This is a genomic window from Rhodospirillales bacterium (assembly GCA_020638175.1).
GTDB lineage: Bacteria > Pseudomonadota > Alphaproteobacteria > Micavibrionales > Micavibrionaceae > JACKJA01.
In genome coordinates this window covers 992,054-1,009,598 of record JACKJA010000002.1, presented here as the reverse complement: position 1 = coordinate 1,009,598, position 17,545 = coordinate 992,054, and the positions used below count along the sequence as shown (strand labels likewise).

The 17,545-nt window shown below is 53.1% G+C and carries 23 protein-coding genes; 7 read left to right on the top strand and 16 right to left on the bottom strand.

Going from position 1 to position 17,545, the window contains the following annotated elements:
• The first annotated feature begins 2 nt into the window (after nt 1-2).
• Nucleotides 3-212: a hypothetical protein gene (locus tag H6868_04900; protein ID MCB9988660.1), complete on the top strand. Its 210-nt coding sequence runs from the start codon at nt 3-5 to the stop codon at nt 210-212.
• A gap of 185 nt (nt 213-397) precedes the next feature.
• Here the strand turns inward: H6868_04900 and H6868_04895 are convergent, their stop codons facing one another.
• Together H6868_04895 and H6868_04890 are read right to left on the bottom strand one after the other, a co-directional pair.
• A complete protein-coding gene (locus H6868_04895; GenBank protein ID MCB9988659.1) occupies nt 398-1,087 on the bottom strand; it encodes a hypothetical protein in 690 nt (229 codons plus the stop codon).
• 83 nt (nt 1,088-1,170) lie between these two features.
• Nucleotides 1,171-1,839: a hypothetical protein gene (locus H6868_04890; protein ID MCB9988658.1), complete on the bottom strand. Its 669-nt coding sequence runs from the start codon at nt 1,837-1,839 to the stop codon at nt 1,171-1,173.
• A gap of 107 nt (nt 1,840-1,946) precedes the next feature.
• Here H6868_04890 and H6868_04885 point away from each other — a divergent pair, with 107 nt between their 5' ends.
• From H6868_04885 to H6868_04875, 3 genes are all read left to right on the top strand, one after another.
• Complete coding sequence (locus H6868_04885) at nt 1,947-2,234, top strand: YggT family protein (GenBank protein ID MCB9988657.1); 288 nt, start codon at nt 1,947-1,949, stop codon at nt 2,232-2,234.
• Nucleotides 2,235-2,252: 18 nt separating this feature from the next.
• A complete protein-coding gene (gene folD / locus H6868_04880) occupies nt 2,253-3,116 on the top strand; it encodes a bifunctional methylenetetrahydrofolate dehydrogenase/methenyltetrahydrofolate cyclohydrolase FolD (GenBank protein ID MCB9988656.1) in 864 nt (287 codons plus the stop codon).
• A gap of 64 nt (nt 3,117-3,180) precedes the next feature.
• Nucleotides 3,181-4,113, top strand: coding sequence for a hypothetical protein (locus H6868_04875; protein MCB9988655.1), 933 nt, complete (start codon nt 3,181-3,183; stop codon nt 4,111-4,113).
• Between the two features lie 3 nt (nt 4,114-4,116).
• Here H6868_04875 and H6868_04870 read toward each other — a convergent pair whose 3' ends face one another.
• Nucleotides 4,117-5,565: an NADP-dependent isocitrate dehydrogenase gene (locus H6868_04870; GenBank protein ID MCB9988654.1), complete on the bottom strand. Its 1,449-nt coding sequence runs from the start codon at nt 5,563-5,565 to the stop codon at nt 4,117-4,119.
• 165 nt (nt 5,566-5,730) lie between these two features.
• Between H6868_04870 and nhaD the strand changes: the two genes are divergently transcribed.
• Nucleotides 5,731-7,170 (top strand): sodium:proton antiporter NhaD, encoded by a 1,440-nt coding sequence (gene nhaD / locus H6868_04865; protein ID MCB9988653.1) that lies wholly within the window; start codon nt 5,731-5,733, stop codon nt 7,168-7,170.
• Here nhaD and H6868_04860 read toward each other — a convergent pair.
• The 7 genes from H6868_04860 to panB all read right to left on the bottom strand — a co-directional run bounded on the left by H6868_04860 (nt 7,167) and on the right by panB (nt 11,695).
• A complete protein-coding gene (locus H6868_04860; GenBank protein MCB9988652.1) occupies nt 7,167-7,655 on the bottom strand; it encodes a ribokinase in 489 nt (162 codons plus the stop codon). The genes nhaD and H6868_04860 overlap by 4 nt on opposite strands.
• Before the next feature lie 2 nt (nt 7,656-7,657).
• Nucleotides 7,658-8,137 carry a cell wall hydrolase gene (locus tag H6868_04855; protein ID MCB9988651.1) on the bottom strand — a complete coding sequence of 160 codons (480 nt, stop codon included), beginning with the start codon at nt 8,135-8,137 and terminating at the stop codon, nt 7,658-7,660.
• Between the two features lie 9 nt (nt 8,138-8,146).
• The gene (locus H6868_04850; GenBank protein ID MCB9988650.1) at nt 8,147-8,476 is read right to left on the bottom strand and encodes a hypothetical protein; all 330 of its coding nucleotides are present in this window, start codon (nt 8,474-8,476) and stop codon (nt 8,147-8,149) included.
• The gene (terL, locus tag H6868_04845; protein ID MCB9988649.1) at nt 8,477-9,955 is read right to left on the bottom strand and encodes a phage terminase large subunit; all 1,479 of its coding nucleotides are present in this window, start codon (nt 9,953-9,955) and stop codon (nt 8,477-8,479) included.
• A gap of 75 nt (nt 9,956-10,030) precedes the next feature.
• Nucleotides 10,031-10,507 carry a hypothetical protein gene (locus H6868_04840; GenBank protein ID MCB9988648.1) on the bottom strand — a complete coding sequence of 159 codons (477 nt, stop codon included), beginning with the start codon at nt 10,505-10,507 and terminating at the stop codon, nt 10,031-10,033.
• Between the two features lie 36 nt (nt 10,508-10,543).
• Nucleotides 10,544-10,855, bottom strand: a complete 312-nt coding sequence (locus tag H6868_04835) for a hypothetical protein (protein MCB9988647.1) — start codon at nt 10,853-10,855, stop codon at nt 10,544-10,546.
• A 33-nt stretch (nt 10,856-10,888) separates the two neighbouring features.
• The gene (gene panB, locus H6868_04830; GenBank protein ID MCB9988646.1) at nt 10,889-11,695 is read right to left on the bottom strand and encodes a 3-methyl-2-oxobutanoate hydroxymethyltransferase; all 807 of its coding nucleotides are present in this window, start codon (nt 11,693-11,695) and stop codon (nt 10,889-10,891) included.
• 75 nt (nt 11,696-11,770) lie between these two features.
• On the opposite strand from panB, the gene H6868_04825 reads away from it, so the two are divergent.
• Entirely contained in the window at nt 11,771-12,145 is a 375-nt protein-coding gene (locus H6868_04825; protein ID MCB9988645.1) for a hypothetical protein, read from the top strand.
• A gap of 4 nt (nt 12,146-12,149) precedes the next feature.
• On the opposite strand, the gene H6868_04820 is transcribed toward H6868_04825, so the two are convergent.
• The 5 genes from H6868_04820 to H6868_04800 all read right to left on the bottom strand — a co-directional run bounded on the left by H6868_04820 (nt 12,150) and on the right by H6868_04800 (nt 16,188).
• Entirely contained in the window at nt 12,150-12,452 is a 303-nt protein-coding gene (locus H6868_04820; protein ID MCB9988644.1) for a hypothetical protein, read from the bottom strand.
• On the bottom strand, nt 12,434-13,018 hold the full coding sequence (locus H6868_04815; GenBank protein ID MCB9988643.1) for a hypothetical protein: 585 nt from the start codon (nt 13,016-13,018) through the stop codon (nt 12,434-12,436). Before H6868_04815 ends, H6868_04820 begins: the two co-directional genes overlap by 19 nt.
• A gap of 32 nt (nt 13,019-13,050) precedes the next feature.
• Complete coding sequence (locus tag H6868_04810) at nt 13,051-15,078, bottom strand: hypothetical protein (GenBank protein MCB9988642.1); 2,028 nt, start codon at nt 15,076-15,078, stop codon at nt 13,051-13,053.
• 83 nt (nt 15,079-15,161) lie between these two features.
• Nucleotides 15,162-15,659 (bottom strand): hypothetical protein, encoded by a 498-nt coding sequence (locus H6868_04805; GenBank protein MCB9988641.1) that lies wholly within the window; start codon nt 15,657-15,659, stop codon nt 15,162-15,164.
• 7 nt (nt 15,660-15,666) lie between these two features.
• Nucleotides 15,667-16,188, bottom strand: coding sequence for a peptidoglycan-binding protein (locus tag H6868_04800; GenBank protein ID MCB9988640.1), 522 nt, complete (start codon nt 16,186-16,188; stop codon nt 15,667-15,669).
• Nucleotides 16,189-16,281: 93 nt separating this feature from the next.
• Between H6868_04800 and H6868_04795 the strand changes: the two genes are divergently transcribed.
• The gene (locus tag H6868_04795; protein ID MCB9988639.1) at nt 16,282-16,839 is read left to right on the top strand and encodes a hypothetical protein; all 558 of its coding nucleotides are present in this window, start codon (nt 16,282-16,284) and stop codon (nt 16,837-16,839) included.
• Here the strand turns inward: H6868_04795 and H6868_04790 are convergent.
• Nucleotides 16,822-17,496, bottom strand: a complete 675-nt coding sequence (locus H6868_04790; GenBank protein ID MCB9988638.1) for a hypothetical protein — start codon at nt 17,494-17,496, stop codon at nt 16,822-16,824. The two genes, H6868_04795 and H6868_04790, sit on opposite strands and share 18 nt — an antisense overlap.
• Between the last annotated feature and the right edge of the window lie 49 nt (nt 17,497-17,545).

Below are 17,545 nucleotides of genomic sequence, written 5' to 3'. Positions count from 1 at the left end.
CCATGGACCAATCGCAGTCCTCAGAATTAGATAAACATACGGGCCACATAAGCGGCGATCTGGAAACAGTCCTCAAAGGCATCGTCAAGATCAATGCGGCAAGGGATCAATTACGGGAGCGCGTTAACGCTGCTTTCGATTGCATTGAGCAATCACCACATGCGGCTCAAATCTTTGTCCGTCGCAAAAATTTTGGACATACCCCAAAGTAATTTCCGGTTTATCCGGATTGTTTTTTTTGAAATCAGGACCAATTTGTCCATAATTTTGACACATTTGTATGAAATACTATAAACAGAATTCAGATAGTCCTTACCGTATATACTAAGGGCTCTTTGGTTTTCACAGGCAAGTTTCCTTACCGCTGCATTTTGCAGCGGTTTTTATTTGTACAGATTTAACGGACCATACAGGCGTGTGACAGGCGGGCATACTCGCGCGGATTATCATGGGCGGCCTGACGCTCCACGCGTTCACGGGACATACCGGCCAGCAACGCTTTCACGGCCGCATCCAGATCCTTATCAATCCCTTTCTGGAAATCCGGGATCACGATGTCCGGCAACGGACCGATCATGTAGTCTTCAGGAGCAGACAGCACAAAAGACATGCCCTGCCGCAGGCGGCTTTTATACTTGCGGGCAATATCACGGTCGATGGCAACATGTTCGGCTTCGTGTGCAAAAATCTCGCGGAACCAGCAAGCGTCGTCCTTATATTCCTGCGCTACATAAACGGATGGCTCGAAATAAACATTGAGCGTTACATCCTGTACCCACAAACACGCCTGTCCGTTGTTTTTGTTTACCTGTCGGCCATAGCGGATGCGGCGGTCATAACGGATATTGCCACGCATCAAGCCCCCCACTTCGGCGTGGAACGGCACGTCCGCCGTATCAATGTGATAGGCTGCCAGCTGGACCTTGTTTTGCTTCACATCAAACAGGGCTTTCTTTTCGATCATATTGACCAGAACGGTCGGCGGCGCGACATCCGGGCATATTTCCGCCGCCTGCGCCGTCACAGACGGCGCCGCCAGCAAAAACAGCAGGGCACAAAAGCCCCCCATGAGAGGATTTTTAAACATGTCCGGTATCCGTTCATTGCTTTAAACGGGCGGACCCTAGCACACCCTTCGCTTCTATGTAAAATTTAATAAAAAGGAACGGGTTAATTATTACAGATTTCAGAAATCCGCTGATATTCCTCCAGCGAGTCTACCCGTGATTGAAGACTCTGCATCTCTTCGCTGATCTGCCTATCGTGGGCGGTTGCCGCGTTGCGGACATGGTCGACCAGTTGTTTCTGGGTGGCTTCTACATCTTCCACCCTGATTGGCCCGATGACCCCTATGCCGTCCACGGCTTTTTTAACGGACAGACCAATCTGCTTGGCGTATTTGTTGACGACCTTACGGTCGACCCGGACGTGATCCCGTTCGTGATCGAGGATCGCCGCCTTGCATTTTTTGTGATTGATGTAATCTTTGGCGATATAGATCGTCGGGTTCAGTTCGATGTTGATTTTAACCGAGTCATAATACAGGCATGCCACCCCCAGATCGGGATATTTCACAACGCCCCACTGGACCTGGAGCGTGGTTTCGGGCTGATCCTGCCGCAGGCCACCGGTTGTCGTATCATGTCCCGGCCCATAGGGAGAAACCGTGCCGCTTTTTTTCTTCCCCAGTGTCTGGGCGTCCTGTTTGAAATTATACCGGACTTCATTGGTTGTCGGGTTCACGGTGATCGACGGCGGCTTGGGAAGCGTGCATTGCACACCGCCCCCGGCCGTCATGACCAGTAATGATGATAATGTAAGCACATCCAGTCCGAACATCGGTCCTCCCGTTATATTCCCATTTTAACAGATTTTTTGTTAACAGCCCCTTTCCAATATGTTAGCAAGAAGCCTGATCGTTTCAATCATTATGAAAGAGAATGACCATGGCTTTTTTGGGACAGTTGTTAGTTACGGCGCTGGATATTTACGTCTGGATTATTATCGCCAGCGTTATCACAAGCTGGTTGATCGCTTTTGAGGTTATCAAAGTGTCCAACCCGCAGGCCGCCAATATCGTCCGGCTCCTTGGAAAGCTGACCGATCCGGTGTACAAACCGATCCGCAAATACATCCCCCCGATCGGCGGGCTGGATTTGACCCCGATTGTCGTGATTTTCGGCGTCTATGTCCTGCAGTATCTGATTATGCGTATTTTTATATACCCCTTTTAATGGAGACCTGACGCCACCATGACCGCCACAATTATTGATGGGAAAGAAATTGCCGCCCGCGTCCGCACGGAGATTGCCGCCGATGTTGAAAAACTGAAGGCGCAAGGGATCGAACCGGGGCTGGCGGTTATTCTGGTGGGTGAAGACCCGGCGTCGCAGGTCTATGTCAGGAACAAAATCACGGCCTGCGAAAAAACCGGGATCAAGAGCTTCGAGCACAAAATGCCGGCGGACAGCACGTTCGAGGATATCGCCGCCGTGATCGTAACGCTAAACAATGACCGGCATGTACACGGAATTTTGCTGCAACTGCCCCTGCCCGATCATCTGGCCGGGGTTCAGGAAGAGCTGGTGCAGATGATCGCACCGGAAAAGGATGTCGACGGCCTGACGACCGTGAACGCGGGAAAGCTGATTTTGGGGATTGAGGACGGGCTGGTGCCCTGCACGCCGCAAGGAAGCCTGATCCTGATTAAGGAAGTACAGAAGGATCTGAGCGGGTTGCATGCCGTGGTGATTGGCCGGTCGAACCTGTTCGGCAAGCCGATGGCGCAGCTTCTCCTGCGGGAGAACTGCACCGTGACCACCGCGCATTCGCGGACCCGGAATTTGCCGGAACTGTGTGCCAGCGCCGATATTCTTGTCGCTGCTGTTGGACGGCCGCAGATGGTCGAGGGCGGATGGATCAACCCCGGCGCGATTGTGATTGATGTCGGGATTAACCGCCTTGATACCGGCAAGCTGGTCGGCGATGTGAATTTCGATGAAGCGGTGCGGATCGCGGGCGCGATTACCCCGGTGCCCGGCGGCGTCGGCCCGATGACGATTGCCTGCCTGATGGGCAATACGGTGAAAGCAGCCTCCCCCTCTAAAATTCCATAATATTTGACAATCATTCTCAAAACCGGATAAGCTCGCCAATCTTTATGAAAAAACGATGGCGCTTATGGCGATACTGACACAGGATAGCGGCTTCTTGTCACAGCTTAATTTCTGGCTGCGATCAGACGATGAGTACAATCCCCCGCCCTATGACAAGGGGGATCTGGCGATGCTGCCGCATGATGACTGGGCGTTTTTGATTGCCCGGACCTCGAAAGAGCTTTTAAAAACCGCACGGCGGCGCACGGAAAAAGATATGTATAATTCCTGCGACCAGCCCAATCCCGTCCGGGTGTTTTCCCTGTTGTGGATGTTGACCCATTGTCATGAACCGTCCGATGCCCTGATCGAGGCGCTGGAAGACAGGGAGCAAAAATTCCTTTCCGCGCTCCAAAAGCCCCGTCACCGCCCGTTACTGCGGATATTCAAGGAGTGCAACCGCATGACGGTTGACGAGCGAAAAGCGGCTTTGTCCGGAACAGCGCACCTTTACCACGAAGCTAACCGGGGGGACAAGATTGCACCGCTTTCCCTGGCCTATAAATTTACAACGGCCATTCCCGCACCTGCTAGCTTCAAAAGGGGTGAGAACGACGATGACGACTGGGTTGATGAGCGTTACAAGGAATGCGGGTTGATCCTGCACGGCGCCAGCGCCTTTATCTCCAATTCTTACGATGAATCGCAAACGATCCTGCATAACAGGAAAAACGTGTCGTGCCGGCGGCCCGACACGCGCGCCCTGTATGAAACACCTCTTCTGGAGGTCACGCACGCCTTGCTGTTCGAGTTATCGACTGCGTTCAAAAAAGGAGAGATCAAAGCCGGCGATCCGTTATATAACGACGCCCGGATTTTGCGGGCTCTGGAAACGCAGCAAGGCTATATTCCCTACTCGACGATTTGGCTGAAGCTCTATCAGAGCCAGTTTCACGAACGGCTGGCCTGCCGCGCCAGCCATCAGATCAGCCAGAACGTTCTTGAACTGGCCGCATAAACGTTATTCCCCTTGCGCGACCGTGAAGCCGGGCACGCCGTCATAGGTGCAGAGCATCACGGATTTGGTGAAATTCAGGTCGGCTTCGTTCATGCGGTGCATCAGGGCAATAACCTCCGACGTTTTGACTTCGTTTTCATCCGTGCGCATAAACCGCAGGCGCCAGTTATCGGCACAGAAGGTTTCTTTTTTCCCTTCCGGCCAGACTTTCGTGCCGCGGTTGGAGATCATCTGCAGGTCCAGATGTCCTTCGACGCAGGCCTTGATCGCGGCGGCCAGTTCATCGGCGCTGCCGGCCCAGTTAATACCGATATCAACCCCGACGCGGACTTTTTTCTCCGGTTTGGAGGCTTTTAGCGGCGGCATTTTCATTCCGCCGGACGGCGTGCCGGAATAATCAACCACTTTGAATTTATCGGGCACTTGCCCCAGCCGCGCAATCACGGCATCGGCGAAATCTTTCGTTCCGACCTTTTCCATGCTGGTTTTGGAGCGGTAAATATCACCGGTGTGGATACCGTCCTCGATCGTTTTCAGCCACGCATTGTGGATTTTCGCGGCCACGTCGCCCTGCCCGATATGGACCAGCATCATCACCGCGCCGAGCAGCAAGCCCGACGGGTTTCCGATCCCCTGCCCGGCGATATCGGGGGCGGAGCCATGCACGGCTTCGAACATCGCAAAATCCAGCCCGACATTGCTTGAACCGCCAAGCCCCACAGAGCCCGTCACTTCCGCCGCCACGTCCGACAGAATATCCCCGTACAGGTTCGGCAAAACAATCACGTCAAACAAATGCGGCGCGGCGGCGACCTTGGCCGTGCCGATATCAATAATCATGTGGTTTTGTTCGATATCCGGATATTCCTGACCGATTTCGTCGAACACCTTGTGGAACAGGCCGTCGGCCAGTTTCATGATGTTATCCTTGGTCATGCAGGTGACTTTTTTCCGGCCATTGGCACGGGCATATTCAAAAGCATAGCGCACGATGCGCTCGGTGCCCGGCCGGGAGATAATTTTCAGTGAGGCCATGACGTCCTGCGACTGGCGGTATTCGATCCCGCCGTAAAGGTCCTCTTCGTTTTCCCGGATAATCACCAGATCCATGTTCGGATGGTTGGTTTCAACATAGGGGGCGTAAGACACGCAAGGGCGCACATTGGCAAACAGCCCCAGGCTTTTCCGAATCGTCACGTTGAGCGATTTAAACCCGCCGCCCTGCGGCGTTGTAATCGGGGCTTTCAAAAACACTTTCGTCCGGCGCAGGGAGTCCCATGACGAATCCGCAATCCCGTTTTTCACGCCGCTATCATAGACCGCTTTACCGATCTCGATTTCTTCGATATCCAGTCTGGCCCCTGCTTTTTCAAGAATACGCAACGTTGCGTCCATTATTTCGGGACCGATGCCGTCACCACGTGCAACCGTGATTGGTGTGTTTTTGCTCATGTGAAAATCCCCTTCATGAATGTCAGAACTGACAGGCGAAAAGAATATCCTATTTTAGCGACGGCAGCCAGAGGGAATACGATAAGGCACAAGCTTGTATTGACTTCCCCCTTTATTCCCGCGAAAATCAGGGGGTTCTGGTTCATCTTCCCAAGCGAGCGTTTCATGCCCCGACTTTTTGCTTTTCTTACGGTTTTTTTCATCGCCCTCATTCCCGATCTGGCTCTTGCCGCCGAAAACGCGCATGGAGACGGGGAAGAAGGGGCCGCCGCATACGGCTTTGACATTGCGCTTTCACACCCGGCGGCGATTGCCTGCCTTGTGATTTTCGTTCTGTCCTATGTCGCAGTTTTGCTGGAGGAACGCACGCACCTGAAGAAATCAAAGCCTGTCATGCTGGGGGCGGGCCTGATCTGGGTGATTATCGCGATTGTCGCGCCGGATTACGGCGTCGATCACCACACCTTGCGCAGCGCGGTATTCCACGGACTGGAGGAATATGCCTCACTGCTTCTCTTCCTTCTGGCGGCGATGACCTATATCAGCTCCCTGGAAGAGCGTAACGTTTTCGCATCCTTGCGGGGGACGCTTGTCCGGGCGGGATTCAGCATCAAGCAGCTTTTCTGGATCACCGGTGTCCTGGCGTTCTGCCTGTCGCCGATTGCCGATAACCTGACGACGGCGCTGGTGCTGGGCGCGGTTGTGATGGCCGTCGGTGCCAACGATCCGAAATTCGTGGGCATCGCCTGTATCAACATCGTCAATGCCGCCAATGCCGGCGGGGCCTTCTCACCGTTTGGTGACATCACGACCCTGATGGTCTGGCAGTCCGGCCATGTTGAATTCTTCGAATTTTTCGCCCTGTTCTTTCCGTCGCTGATCTGTTTCCTTGTTCCGGCGACGATCATGCATTTTTTCATTCCGGACGGCATGCCCTGGGCCATGAAAGAGCGCATTCCCATGAAACGCGGGGCAAAAACCATTATCCTTCTGGGGTTCCTGACCATCGCCATGGCAATCAGTTTTGAACAGTTTTTGGGCCTGCCACCGTTTCTGGGGATGATGACGGGCCTGTCTTTCCTGATGGTCGCGGCTTATGTGATCCGCCAATTCGGCACAACACGCGATGCTGATTTCGACATTTTCGACAATATCGCAACCGCGGAATGGGACACGCTGTTTTTCTTCTTCGGCGTAATTTTCAGCGTGGGCGGCCTGACATTCCTCGGGTATCTGGAGGTGGCTTCCACGACGATGTATGACGGCTGGGGCGCCAGCATCACAAACATCGCCATGGGCTTTGCCTCCGCCATTATCGACAACATTCCGGTTATGTTTGCGATATTGAGCATGAGTCCGGACATGAGCCATTTCCAATGGCTGCTGATTACCCTGACCGCAGGGGTCGGCGGGTCGATGCTGTCGGTCGGATCGGCGGCGGGCGTGGCGCTGATGGGCGTGGCCAAAGGCCAGTATACCTTCATGTCGCACCTGAAATGGACGCCGGTCATCATCATCGGCTATGCGGCTGCGATCGGAGCGCACTTCCTGATTAACGGTCATATGATTGATCCGGTTGTCATCCCCGAAGTGCCCGCGCCCTAGGACAGCTTTTTGTCCTCGCTGCGTTTGTAGACGTAGATACCAAGGACAGAGAGGCCAACGGTCCAGATCATCCCCAGCGATTCCATGGATTCGATCACCAGATGCGATTCCGCTGTACGAAACACCATAATCCAGGCCAACGCCCCCATCTGGGCCGCCCATGTAAACGCCATCAAATAACCAAAGGTCGGGCGCATGCGGCGGACATAGGGGTCTTCGGATGCGGCTTCCGTCCGTAAACTTTGGTTTATTTCCGAAAGGATTGCGCCGCGTTCCCGAATCGCAATCTCAGCCATTTTTTCGGCGTGGCGGTTAGCTTCCTCGATTTGTTCCCCGTTAACCTCCCCCTTTGCCAGGGCGCTATCGAGGGTATCGAGGGCATCGGACGCCGTTTTGGCGGCGGGATGGTCCAGTTTTTTCAGGGAATCCGACAAAACAGACACCAGAACAGGCAGGCCGATTTTGGCCAGTATTGCAGGCAGCATAATTACACCTCCACGAGTTGATAAAAGATATGGCGGCCAATGACGCCCGATGGCCTTTGGCCCTTGATCCATGACGGCGACAGCCCGGCGGCATGGTAATGGGTGGCGCCGCCGGTCGGATCGGGCAAAACGCCATAAACCGCGCGGCGGGCAATGCGCAAGGCGGTAGCGAAATACAAATCTTTTTCATCGACGGCGATCAGCCGTTCCCGGTTGGGGTCGCTGGCATTCCAGCATGAGAACTGCCACGGCTTGCGGCAAACGCCGATAACGGTGTTACCCCACCAGTAACTGCCTTTGCTTTCGGCCACTTTGACCCGGTTCATGATAACGGCGGCGACAGCCTCCATCCCGGCACTGCCCTCACCCCGCGCCTCACCCCAGATCGTCCGGGCGAGCGTGTCGATTTCCTGATCGCGGCTATGGGCCAGCGAGGAGAATTTAGGATTGGCTTTTGCTATATCGGGGATCAATCGTTTCATGGGAACTCCTTATTCGTTGAGGGACAAACCGGCGCGCAGGGCTTCGGTTTTCATGGCGGTTTTGTCGAGCTTGGCCTCGATACGCAGCAAATGGTCGACCAGACGCGATTCCAGCTCCTTCATGTCGCCAATCGAGGCGTAGGATTTGGCGACTTCGAGCTTGAAAGCGCTCAAAGCCTCGCGCATCTGGGAATTGCGGGCATCAATGACTTCGCGCATATGGCCGAGAGCCAGCTCATGTTCGCGCCGTGTGCGCCAGATCAACCAGAACAGTCCGGCCAGCGCCGGCAAATCAATGGCGGTCACCCACCAGAGAAAATCTTGGGAGAAGAAAGACATTTAAACCTCGAATGTTGTATCTGCTTCGTGAACGGATGCCCCGCCCCGCCAGCCCGGCGCCCCTGTAACGCGGCCACCGCCGATGCGCACAGGTTCCAGAGACAGCGCTCCGGCCACGGCATCCAGCCCGTCATCATGCCCGGAGGATTTACCGGGCTTCCATTCCTGCATTTCGGTGATGAAGCGGGTTTGATAAATGTCCTCATGCACATGCAGGGCACGGGCGGCCAGCACGGCGTCAAACGCCTCCAGAATGCGCATGTCTTTGCTGCGGGACGATGTTTTCTCGATCACCGCACACGGCACCCGCGCGCGCGCCAGTTCCCGGCGCAAAATCGCAGGCAGGAATTTACCGATGCCGTTGGTTTCCAGAGCGATAGAGGGTAAATAAAGCGCTTTGGCTATCCGGACAATCTGGCGGCACTGGGATGTGGCTTCATCGCCCTGCCCGTCGGCCTTGACGTAAGCCACCTTATGCAGCCGGTAATCGCCGCTCTCGTCAGTAAACACCACTGCCAGAACACTGCCGTCGCCCCACGCGCCGCCGAACGCCGGATCCCACCATGCGCTGCATGAGATTATTTTTTTATCGCTTATCCAAAGGGTTCGCAGTTCTTTTTGATAGACCAGCTCATCGTCATAACGCCGCAGCAAAGCCGGGTCGAGCCGCCCTTCGGCAATATTGACGGGCTGGAGCATCATCTGGCTGGCAAAACGGTTCGGGCCGGCGCTACGTTTCATCCGGGCGATATCGTCGAGGGTAAAGCGTTCCGGCCAGACGCTTTCGCCGTTTTCGTCCAACACCGGGATTTTCAGTGTTTTGAATCCTTCCAAAAACGCCTCCCGCTCGCCGATTTCGGGACGGGGACGGGCGGCATAAATCGTGTAATAGGTATGCGGCGTGCCGATATAAAGCTGGGTGCCGCCGGGGACGAGGATAAACTCGCTCTCCGTCAGGCGCTCCCGCAGCGCGCGGCGTTTATCCGCGGTATCACAGCTATTGGGCACTTCGACATCATCGCAAATAATCACGTCGGCGCGGGAACCGGTGATATTGGCGCTGATGCCCCGCGCCAGCATGGACGGATCGCGCAGCTCTACATCGCGGCGAACGGTAAAACGGTCGGCGGCCCACTGGTCGGCCCGATCCGGGCGCAGGCGAGCAGTCAGCGGATGGCGCTCAACGATCCGGCGGACATTCCGTACCATCTTGCGGGCCAGCGCCTCGTCCGCCGAGAGCACCAGAATCCGCAAAGCCGGATCGGTGTAAAGCAGCCACGCCGCAAACAGCCCGATGACGGTACTCTTGCCGCAGGACCGGAACGCCTGCAGCAACAGTCGTGTTTCCTTGCGCTTCCATGAATATTGCAGCCAGTCCGCCATGCGGAAATGCACGGACGGCGTGGTCATGCCTTGCCGCTGATTCCACAGCACGAGGAACAGTTTGAAATCGGCAAGGTCCGGTGAATTTCGGGTCATGCATTTCCTTTCTCCGGGCCATAAAAAAACGCCCCGCAAAGGGGGCGTTTGGTAAAATAAAACAGCTTTTCAATTTTATTTGATGTTGAGACCTGTATTTCTGGCGATATTCTGCCGGATCAACAACAGACTTTCCTGATTAATGCGCATGGAACATAAATCCTGCTTAACCGTGTCGGCCAGCACTTTACACAACCCACCTTTGATCTGGCGGCTACGCGGATGAGAAGAAACAGAGTCCATTATCTTCCATAAACTATCTTCGTAATGGCTAACCTGCGGCAGATTTTCCACGTTTACATTCTGACGATAGAAACCGGCGCGATTATCAATATTCGATGTCAACTTCGCCAAGTTTCTTGAAACATAGCGAAATGACTCTATTGCCGCATGCAATTTTTTCTGTATTAACGCTGGCATATCTTTTTGTTCAGCATAGAAGTTGAACAATTCAGGGACATCCCGCTGTAAAATATCATTTGATGGAACTAACTGCCGTCCCGGTTCATTATCTGCCATAGCGCTCCCTGCTTTTTGTTTTGTTTGTTTCATCAAAGATAATCACAGACCTTAAGTTATGTCTACTATTTATTCTTCGGGCGGCGGGGCGTTCTGGTCGATTTCAGCCTGCGCCTGCGCCAGCAAAGCGATCAGCATGGCTTGCTCATCGCCCGCGCAATTTTCCGGTACTTCCGCCCACTTTGCCAGTTTGATGAGCAGTTCAATATGGGCAATAGCGACTTTGCAGGCATCATGGTGCGCCTTGAAGTCTTTCGGGTCTTCCTTTTCTTCCGGCTGGCGATCAAAAAACAGTTCATAGGACGCAATGGCCGTACCCAGCGCGCGGGGCAAAAACTCCGCGATCTGCGCACGGGTCGCATCGGAAATCGTATCCGTCATGGGACCTCGTTCGTTGGGGATTATGGTGAGGGGTCAGCCGGCCTTCTTTTGATAAAGATAGTCGGATGATGGAAAAGCACGGGACCGGACCTCGGCAGCATATTGCTTAACGGCGCTTTCGATGATCTCCGACAGGCCGGCATATTGTTTAACGAACCGCGGTTTGCGGCCATCCGTGACGCTCAACATATCTTCGGTTACCAGAACCTGCCCGCCACAGGCGGCCGAAGCGCCAATCCCGATCGTCGGCACGGCAATCTCCGCCGTGATGGCGGCGGCCAGCGGCTCGGTCACGCCCTCGATGACGATAGCAAAAGCCCCGGCATCAGCGATGGCCCGTGCGTCCTGTCCGATTTTATGCGCCTCGCTATTATCCTGCCCGCGGGCTTTATAGCCGCCGAGCGTGTTTACCGACTGGGGCTGAAGGCCGATATGCCCCATCACGGGAATCCCGCGCTGCGCCAGATAAGCCACGGTGTCCGCCATTTCGGTGCCGCCCTCAACCTTGACGGCCTGGCAGCCCGTTTCTTTCATAATGCGGGCGGCGTTGCGGAAAGCTGTTTCCCGGCTTTCCTGATAGGAGCCAAAGGGCATATCAACGACAACGCAGGCGTCCTTTGACGAGCGCACAACGGCTTGTCCGTGGCGGATCATCATCTCCATATCCGCGCCGAGCGTGCTGTCCATGCCATAGAGCACCATCGCCATGCTGTCGCCGACCAGTAGCAAATCGCAATGCGGGTCCAGCAATTTGGCGATCTGGGCCGTATAAGCAGTCAGGCAGACCAGCGGGATGCCGCTGCCCTTATGACAGGCGATATCTTTGGCTGTTTTACGCATGGCCCGACCATAGGCCGCCCCCGCACCGGATGCAAATATTTTTGCGCTCTGGCTTTCTTACGGCATAAAGGGACCATGATCGGACCGCACGAAGGAAAGGAACTGACATTAATGCTTAACGGCACCAAGAAACTGGCCGTTTTTTACGATGTCGTCAGGCCGAACAAAGCCATTCCCGAAGAGATTGTCCCGGAAAACCAGTTTGCACCACACGTAAGAACGAGAACGATTATCTGTCAGGAAGACACTATCCATGCCGCGAAGACGGGTGATCTTATGCACTATATCTGCTTTAGCCTGCCCGGCGAAGAATGGCGCGCCGCCACTTTTTTCTGGATCAAACGCGCGACCCTTGGCGGTCTCCGGCCCGGCGATATTCATGACGATATCATCATCGGACGACTGTTGGGGTATAGTGAGCAAGAGATTGCAAGCTTCACCTTACTGTAGACAATCACTCTTTTCTCGTACGGCGTAACCAAAATCCGACCACAGCCGCGGGCGCGATTAAAATAAGATAGATCAAGGCAAATGTCAGAATCGGCTCCCTTATGACATAAGACCAGTTAACACGGCAGGCATCATATTCATCAATTAAAAAGTGATGGTATTCACTGTGAGTAACAATATGGCAGAGTTCCCTGCCCCCTTCGAACCACAGCGGGGACATGGCCGCCAAAACAGCCCAGATCAAAATCAAAACACTCATGATCTTGATATAATTATTCAATATTTTAATCAGTCTATCTTTCGCCATGGTTTTTCTTTATATACCTTACCAATATATTCTCCGAATTGATCTGTCTTCTGACGGCCAACATGATGCCATACTGAACCGACTTTTTCAGCTGTCGGTTTTTCAATACGGTCAGTAATACGCCGCAACAATATTGTAGCTGCCTCAATATTCGTATCAGGATCATATAAGTCGTCTGGCTGCTTATCAACTAACGAAGACCAACGATGTTTTTGAATATTCATTGGTAGAGGACTCTCTGATTTTCTTGTAACGTCGCCCGCATAATTCCCTCCCAGTTTATGTCCTCTAGCATTTTCTGCAAACATTACTGACCGGACTATATCGGGATCTATATTGTGTTTTTGAGCATATTTAGAAATTGTTCCATCATGTTTTTGGACCGCATGGCGACCAAGAAAATCCATATTGTATATATCATCTAATACATTGAGTTTCTTAGCCTGTTCGATATCTCTTTCTATCTCAAAACGCACTGGAATGTCATTTTTGATGGCCTCTTCTCGTTTTTGGGGGTCATTTTCAATACGATATATTATACCTTTGGGTGATTTAAATTTTGGCATTTTTATTCTCCTTTATTTCTATTTCTCAATTTCTAAAACCGGTTCACGATCCACCACTGGCCGCCGTCTGATACCACGGTGAGGGCGTCGTACTGGCTGGTTAGCGGCTGGCCGTAACCATCGGGGCCGGAGCCGCCCTGTTCGGTCACGGTGATCGTGTTGGAGGAGAGATCAGTTTTCTTGACCGTGACCATGCGGCCGACGGCTTCGGAGGCGTTGGCGGGCGGGAGCTGCGCCGTGACCGCGCCGCCAAACGAGGAAATCAGGTACACATCGACCGCCATATCGATCTGGTACGTTCCTGTGGTATCGGCGTAGCGCGTATTCCCGGACATCCGGTTGGACGATGTCACAAACCATTCCGCGCCATTGGACAGCATCGTGACGTAATCGTTTTCACCGCCGAGGAAGAAGCTCCGCCCGTCGGGACCGTTGCCGCCATCCTCGGTTACTGTCACGAGGTTTGCCGAGCTATCGATTTTTTTGACGGTCATTTCAACGCCCACGGCATCGGCGGCGTTAGGCAATTCAATCGTTAGCGCGCCGCCATAGCTGGAGACCAGATGGACAGAGTGAGACAGGTCGAGACTGACCGTTCCGGTGGCGTCGATATATTCCGTGTCATAGCGCTGGAGCGTGGCGGTCAGATCGGTGACGGTTGAGCGCTGCATACGGTTTTTGTGCGGATAGCCCGCGTTATAGGCCGTGTATTCACCGCCGGACAGATCCCAGATCGCCGCACCGTCGGAGGCGGACAAAAGGTTATAGATTGCGGTTTCGATGGACCCGGCCTCCAGCTTCACATTCGGGACGGTATTCCATGACTCGGTATACGGGTTTATGAGGAATGTTTTGTTGCTGCCCGCGCCGATGATGAAACAGCCCTGCGCGCTCGCACCGTTCACATTGGCTTCGCAGTCGACAAAGGCGTTATTGAAGCTGCCGTGCTCGACGTAGAAACCTGCGTTGCTGGTCGCTGCACCCTTAGAATAAACGCGCACAACATGAAATTTGTTGGCGTTCGGAGTATCGCCGGCGCCGGTTTTGGTCAGATGAACGCCGTTAACGAGGGGCTGCTCAATCAATATCCGGGCGAAGTTGTTCCAGTAGCACGGCTTGTTACTATCGGTATAACCGTCGAGCTGGATGCCGGTGTTACAGCCCGCGATCACAAGATCCGTCACGGTGTTTTGCGTACATTCGGCGTCACGGCCATAGAGCTTCACTGCTACATCGCCGCCTTCGATCCGCAGGTTCGACAGCAGCGCCTGTTTGTTCGGCAGCTCGATCGCATTAAAGCTGTTTGACTGGCACTTGATGACGGAGGACTGCCCCGCCCCGAATAGGCTTTGCCCGCCGCCGAGCGTAATCGTGCCGGTAATCAGGTACGTGCCCGACGGGACAAAGACGGCGCTGTGGGCGCTTAAAGCCTGCTGGATCGCCGGCGTATCATCGCTCAAACCGTCACCGACCGCGCCAAAATCCCGGACCGAGACAAGATCGGAGAATTTATCATGGCTGGTGCGGGTGACGGAACCTGTGCCACTGGCGGTAAAATCAGGCGCGGCCATGGTGCCCTCCGCAGAGACCGGGACCGGATTGCCACTCGCATCAAAGCCCAGAACCTTGTTCGCGCGCTGGGCGATGGTCGGCAGATCAACGCCCGCCGGGTTTTCATCATCGCTATAGCGGATCATCATGCTCTGATCCCTTGCAACCTGCTGCACGGCGGCGGTCAGAAAATCGAGTTCGGTATTGATGGCATTGGCGCTGAAATCCCCACCCTCCAGGAAATCCGTCAGGCGTTCGAGCGGCATGCGGCGTTCCAGCATCAGGATCATGTCCGCAGCCGGGGCGGCATCAAACGTGACCGTGCCGCCCGCGGTTTCGCCCGCGCCGGACACGGTAAAGCCGCTATACTGGCGCGCGCCGTCGAAATAAACGGCAAGGTCTTCGGATGCGAAAATGGGGAAAGGGTATTCAAAGGCGGTTTGCACGCCGTCCGCAACATAGCGCACCAGCGGCGCCACATCGGGCATTTTGATGTGAGAGGTCATGATAACTCCTGAGTTTTGGGGAATAAAAAAACCCGCACAGAACGGTTTCTGTGCGGCTAATCTAACTGCATATGTTTCGTTGCAAATTACGGAACGGCGGATTCCAAAGACACATCGAGTTCGGCCAGCATTCCGTTTGTTTGCCTGAAGACGAGCGAGGTATCCGGGTCTGTTTTCGCTAGAGTATGTGGGCTATACAGCCGGATGCGTTCGGCCTGAAAACCCGTTTCGATATAAGATTTTTGCCAAACGTTTTTTCCGCCAGACACAAAAAAATAATCCGGGCCGGACTTAAACTGGAAAGAGACTGTTCCCTGTTTCAGGAAAATACCAATATCCAGTTCCTTGTCTTTGAGACCAGACGTATCATTTTGCGGTACAACCCCCATAAAAAGATGACACATTTCCCGGCTCCTATCATCACATGACGCTGTATACGTCGCTCCATCGGGATTGATTTGCCTGATCTGAATCCTGTACGTTTCTGCCCATACTGGCGTTACCCTTGCTATCAACAGGGCAAGAAGAAAAACAAGTGGCGGGTGATAAAAAAATCTCATATTTTCTCCCCTGATGGTGCGCATGCTTCCATTATATATATCGATCAAATGGGAGCAACAGGGAATCCGGATCGATAACCGGCATCCCTAGTCCTGATGACGGAGGTTTTTTTTCTAATAACGGATCAGGATTTACAGGGTGCGGTTGTTTATGCGGGTTATATCGACGACTATTCGGATATCCTTGTTCAGGAATGCCTTTATCCGGAATATTTGTTCCCGGTATCTTTTTTCCCGGTGGAGGAGCCAAAGGTTCCGCTTCAACCTTATCACGAACCGTTTGATATAAATTATGACCAATCATATATTCCGTTTCACCTTGTGGCTCTAATATTCCGTCTATTTTTAAGTTATTATCACTTTGAAATTTTTTTATTCCCGTATCTAAATCACGCGTTATGTAACCATGGGGCTCGGCTTTTTGAAGATCGAATTGTAAATAACCCAATTTTCTGAGCGATTCTTTGACGGCTACAACATCTTCTTTCTCATTCTGCATATTATTTCCAATAGAACTCTTTATTGGGCCGTATTTTAATAGGTCTTTTAACATATATTTTCTCCTTCAAATAAAAAACCCGCACAGAACGGTTTCTGTGCGATTTATGGTTTTGCTTTTTTTTCAAAGCCTGACGGATTGTCAGCCATGCCAGCGCAGCCTATACTTGCAGGCATGAGAGTATTGGCCCTTGTTTTTGCGATTCTGTCTTTACCGGCCTGCGCGGCGCTATCGCCCATGCCTCAAACCCTGCCTGATGAGTTCATGGGGCGCTGGCAATGTTATTCGGAACCTTTCGATCTCGTCTTCCTGCCCGGCAATGTTATTAAAACCATTCCTTTTGGCGAAGACAAATATCTACCCGGACAGATCAATTACAAGGTCATTCACCGGGCCGGGCCGCGCGAGTTTTACTTAATCGCGCAAGGTGACTATCGCCCGCAAAAGAAGCTAGACGGCACGCCTATGGTGAGTTACCGCTACCTTCACCTGACCATTGGGCCGCCCCCGTATCCGGACGATTACAGGGATAAGGAACTTATTTTTCATTATCCTTATCCCTCATCAACCGAAGAAGAATGGGATACCGGGCAATCTCCGCAGAAATATTGGGGAAAATTGCAGAAAGAAATGGAACAGTTTTCCACCATGGGCGGTAGCCGCACATGGTACATCCAGCCCTATCATTCACCGCCGTCGCCGTGAGCGTTCTTCCCGATCGGCCTCTTCAAAGGCTTTTCTGGTTTCTATATTTCTGTGGTCCGATTCATTTTTCGCCGCATCACCATGAATATCCCGGCGCGATTCCTTTGCCGCGGTTGCCCAATCTCTTGCACGAACAGCCGGAAATAAATTTTTCCATACGTCTTCTTTAAATTTAGTCGGGCCTACCTGGAATTCCATATCCTGTAATGCTTTACGGCCTGAACGGGGATAGGTATGAAAATCAGGAAATTGTTTCTGTAGATGACCAACCCCTTCGCGCAAACGCCTATCCAGCATGAGGGATATATCGCCTTCATCAAGCTGCAAGTCAGGCAAACCGCTCGCTGCGGGTGCAAATGCTTCGGCATTTTTACCAAGGTAAGATTTAGCCCGGCGATAGGCATCGATCTTCTCGGAATCCGTTGCATCGCGGCCCTTGATTTTCAACGGCAATTCCCGCGCTTTTTCTTCATTCGGAATCATAAAACCAACGCCGATGGTTACGTTACCTTTTGTATCCTTGTAAAAATACGGCTTTTCATCTTCGTTTCTGCGAACAAAATCTTTAACGTCCTCATTCATCGCTTCCGGGGAATAGGCATAGGGCACGTCCGGTTTATGTGCCGGACGGGGAATGTAAGGGTTATAATTAGTCATTTCATTTTCCTTTATATTTCAGGTTGCATCACCTCTACGGGGGTGTATG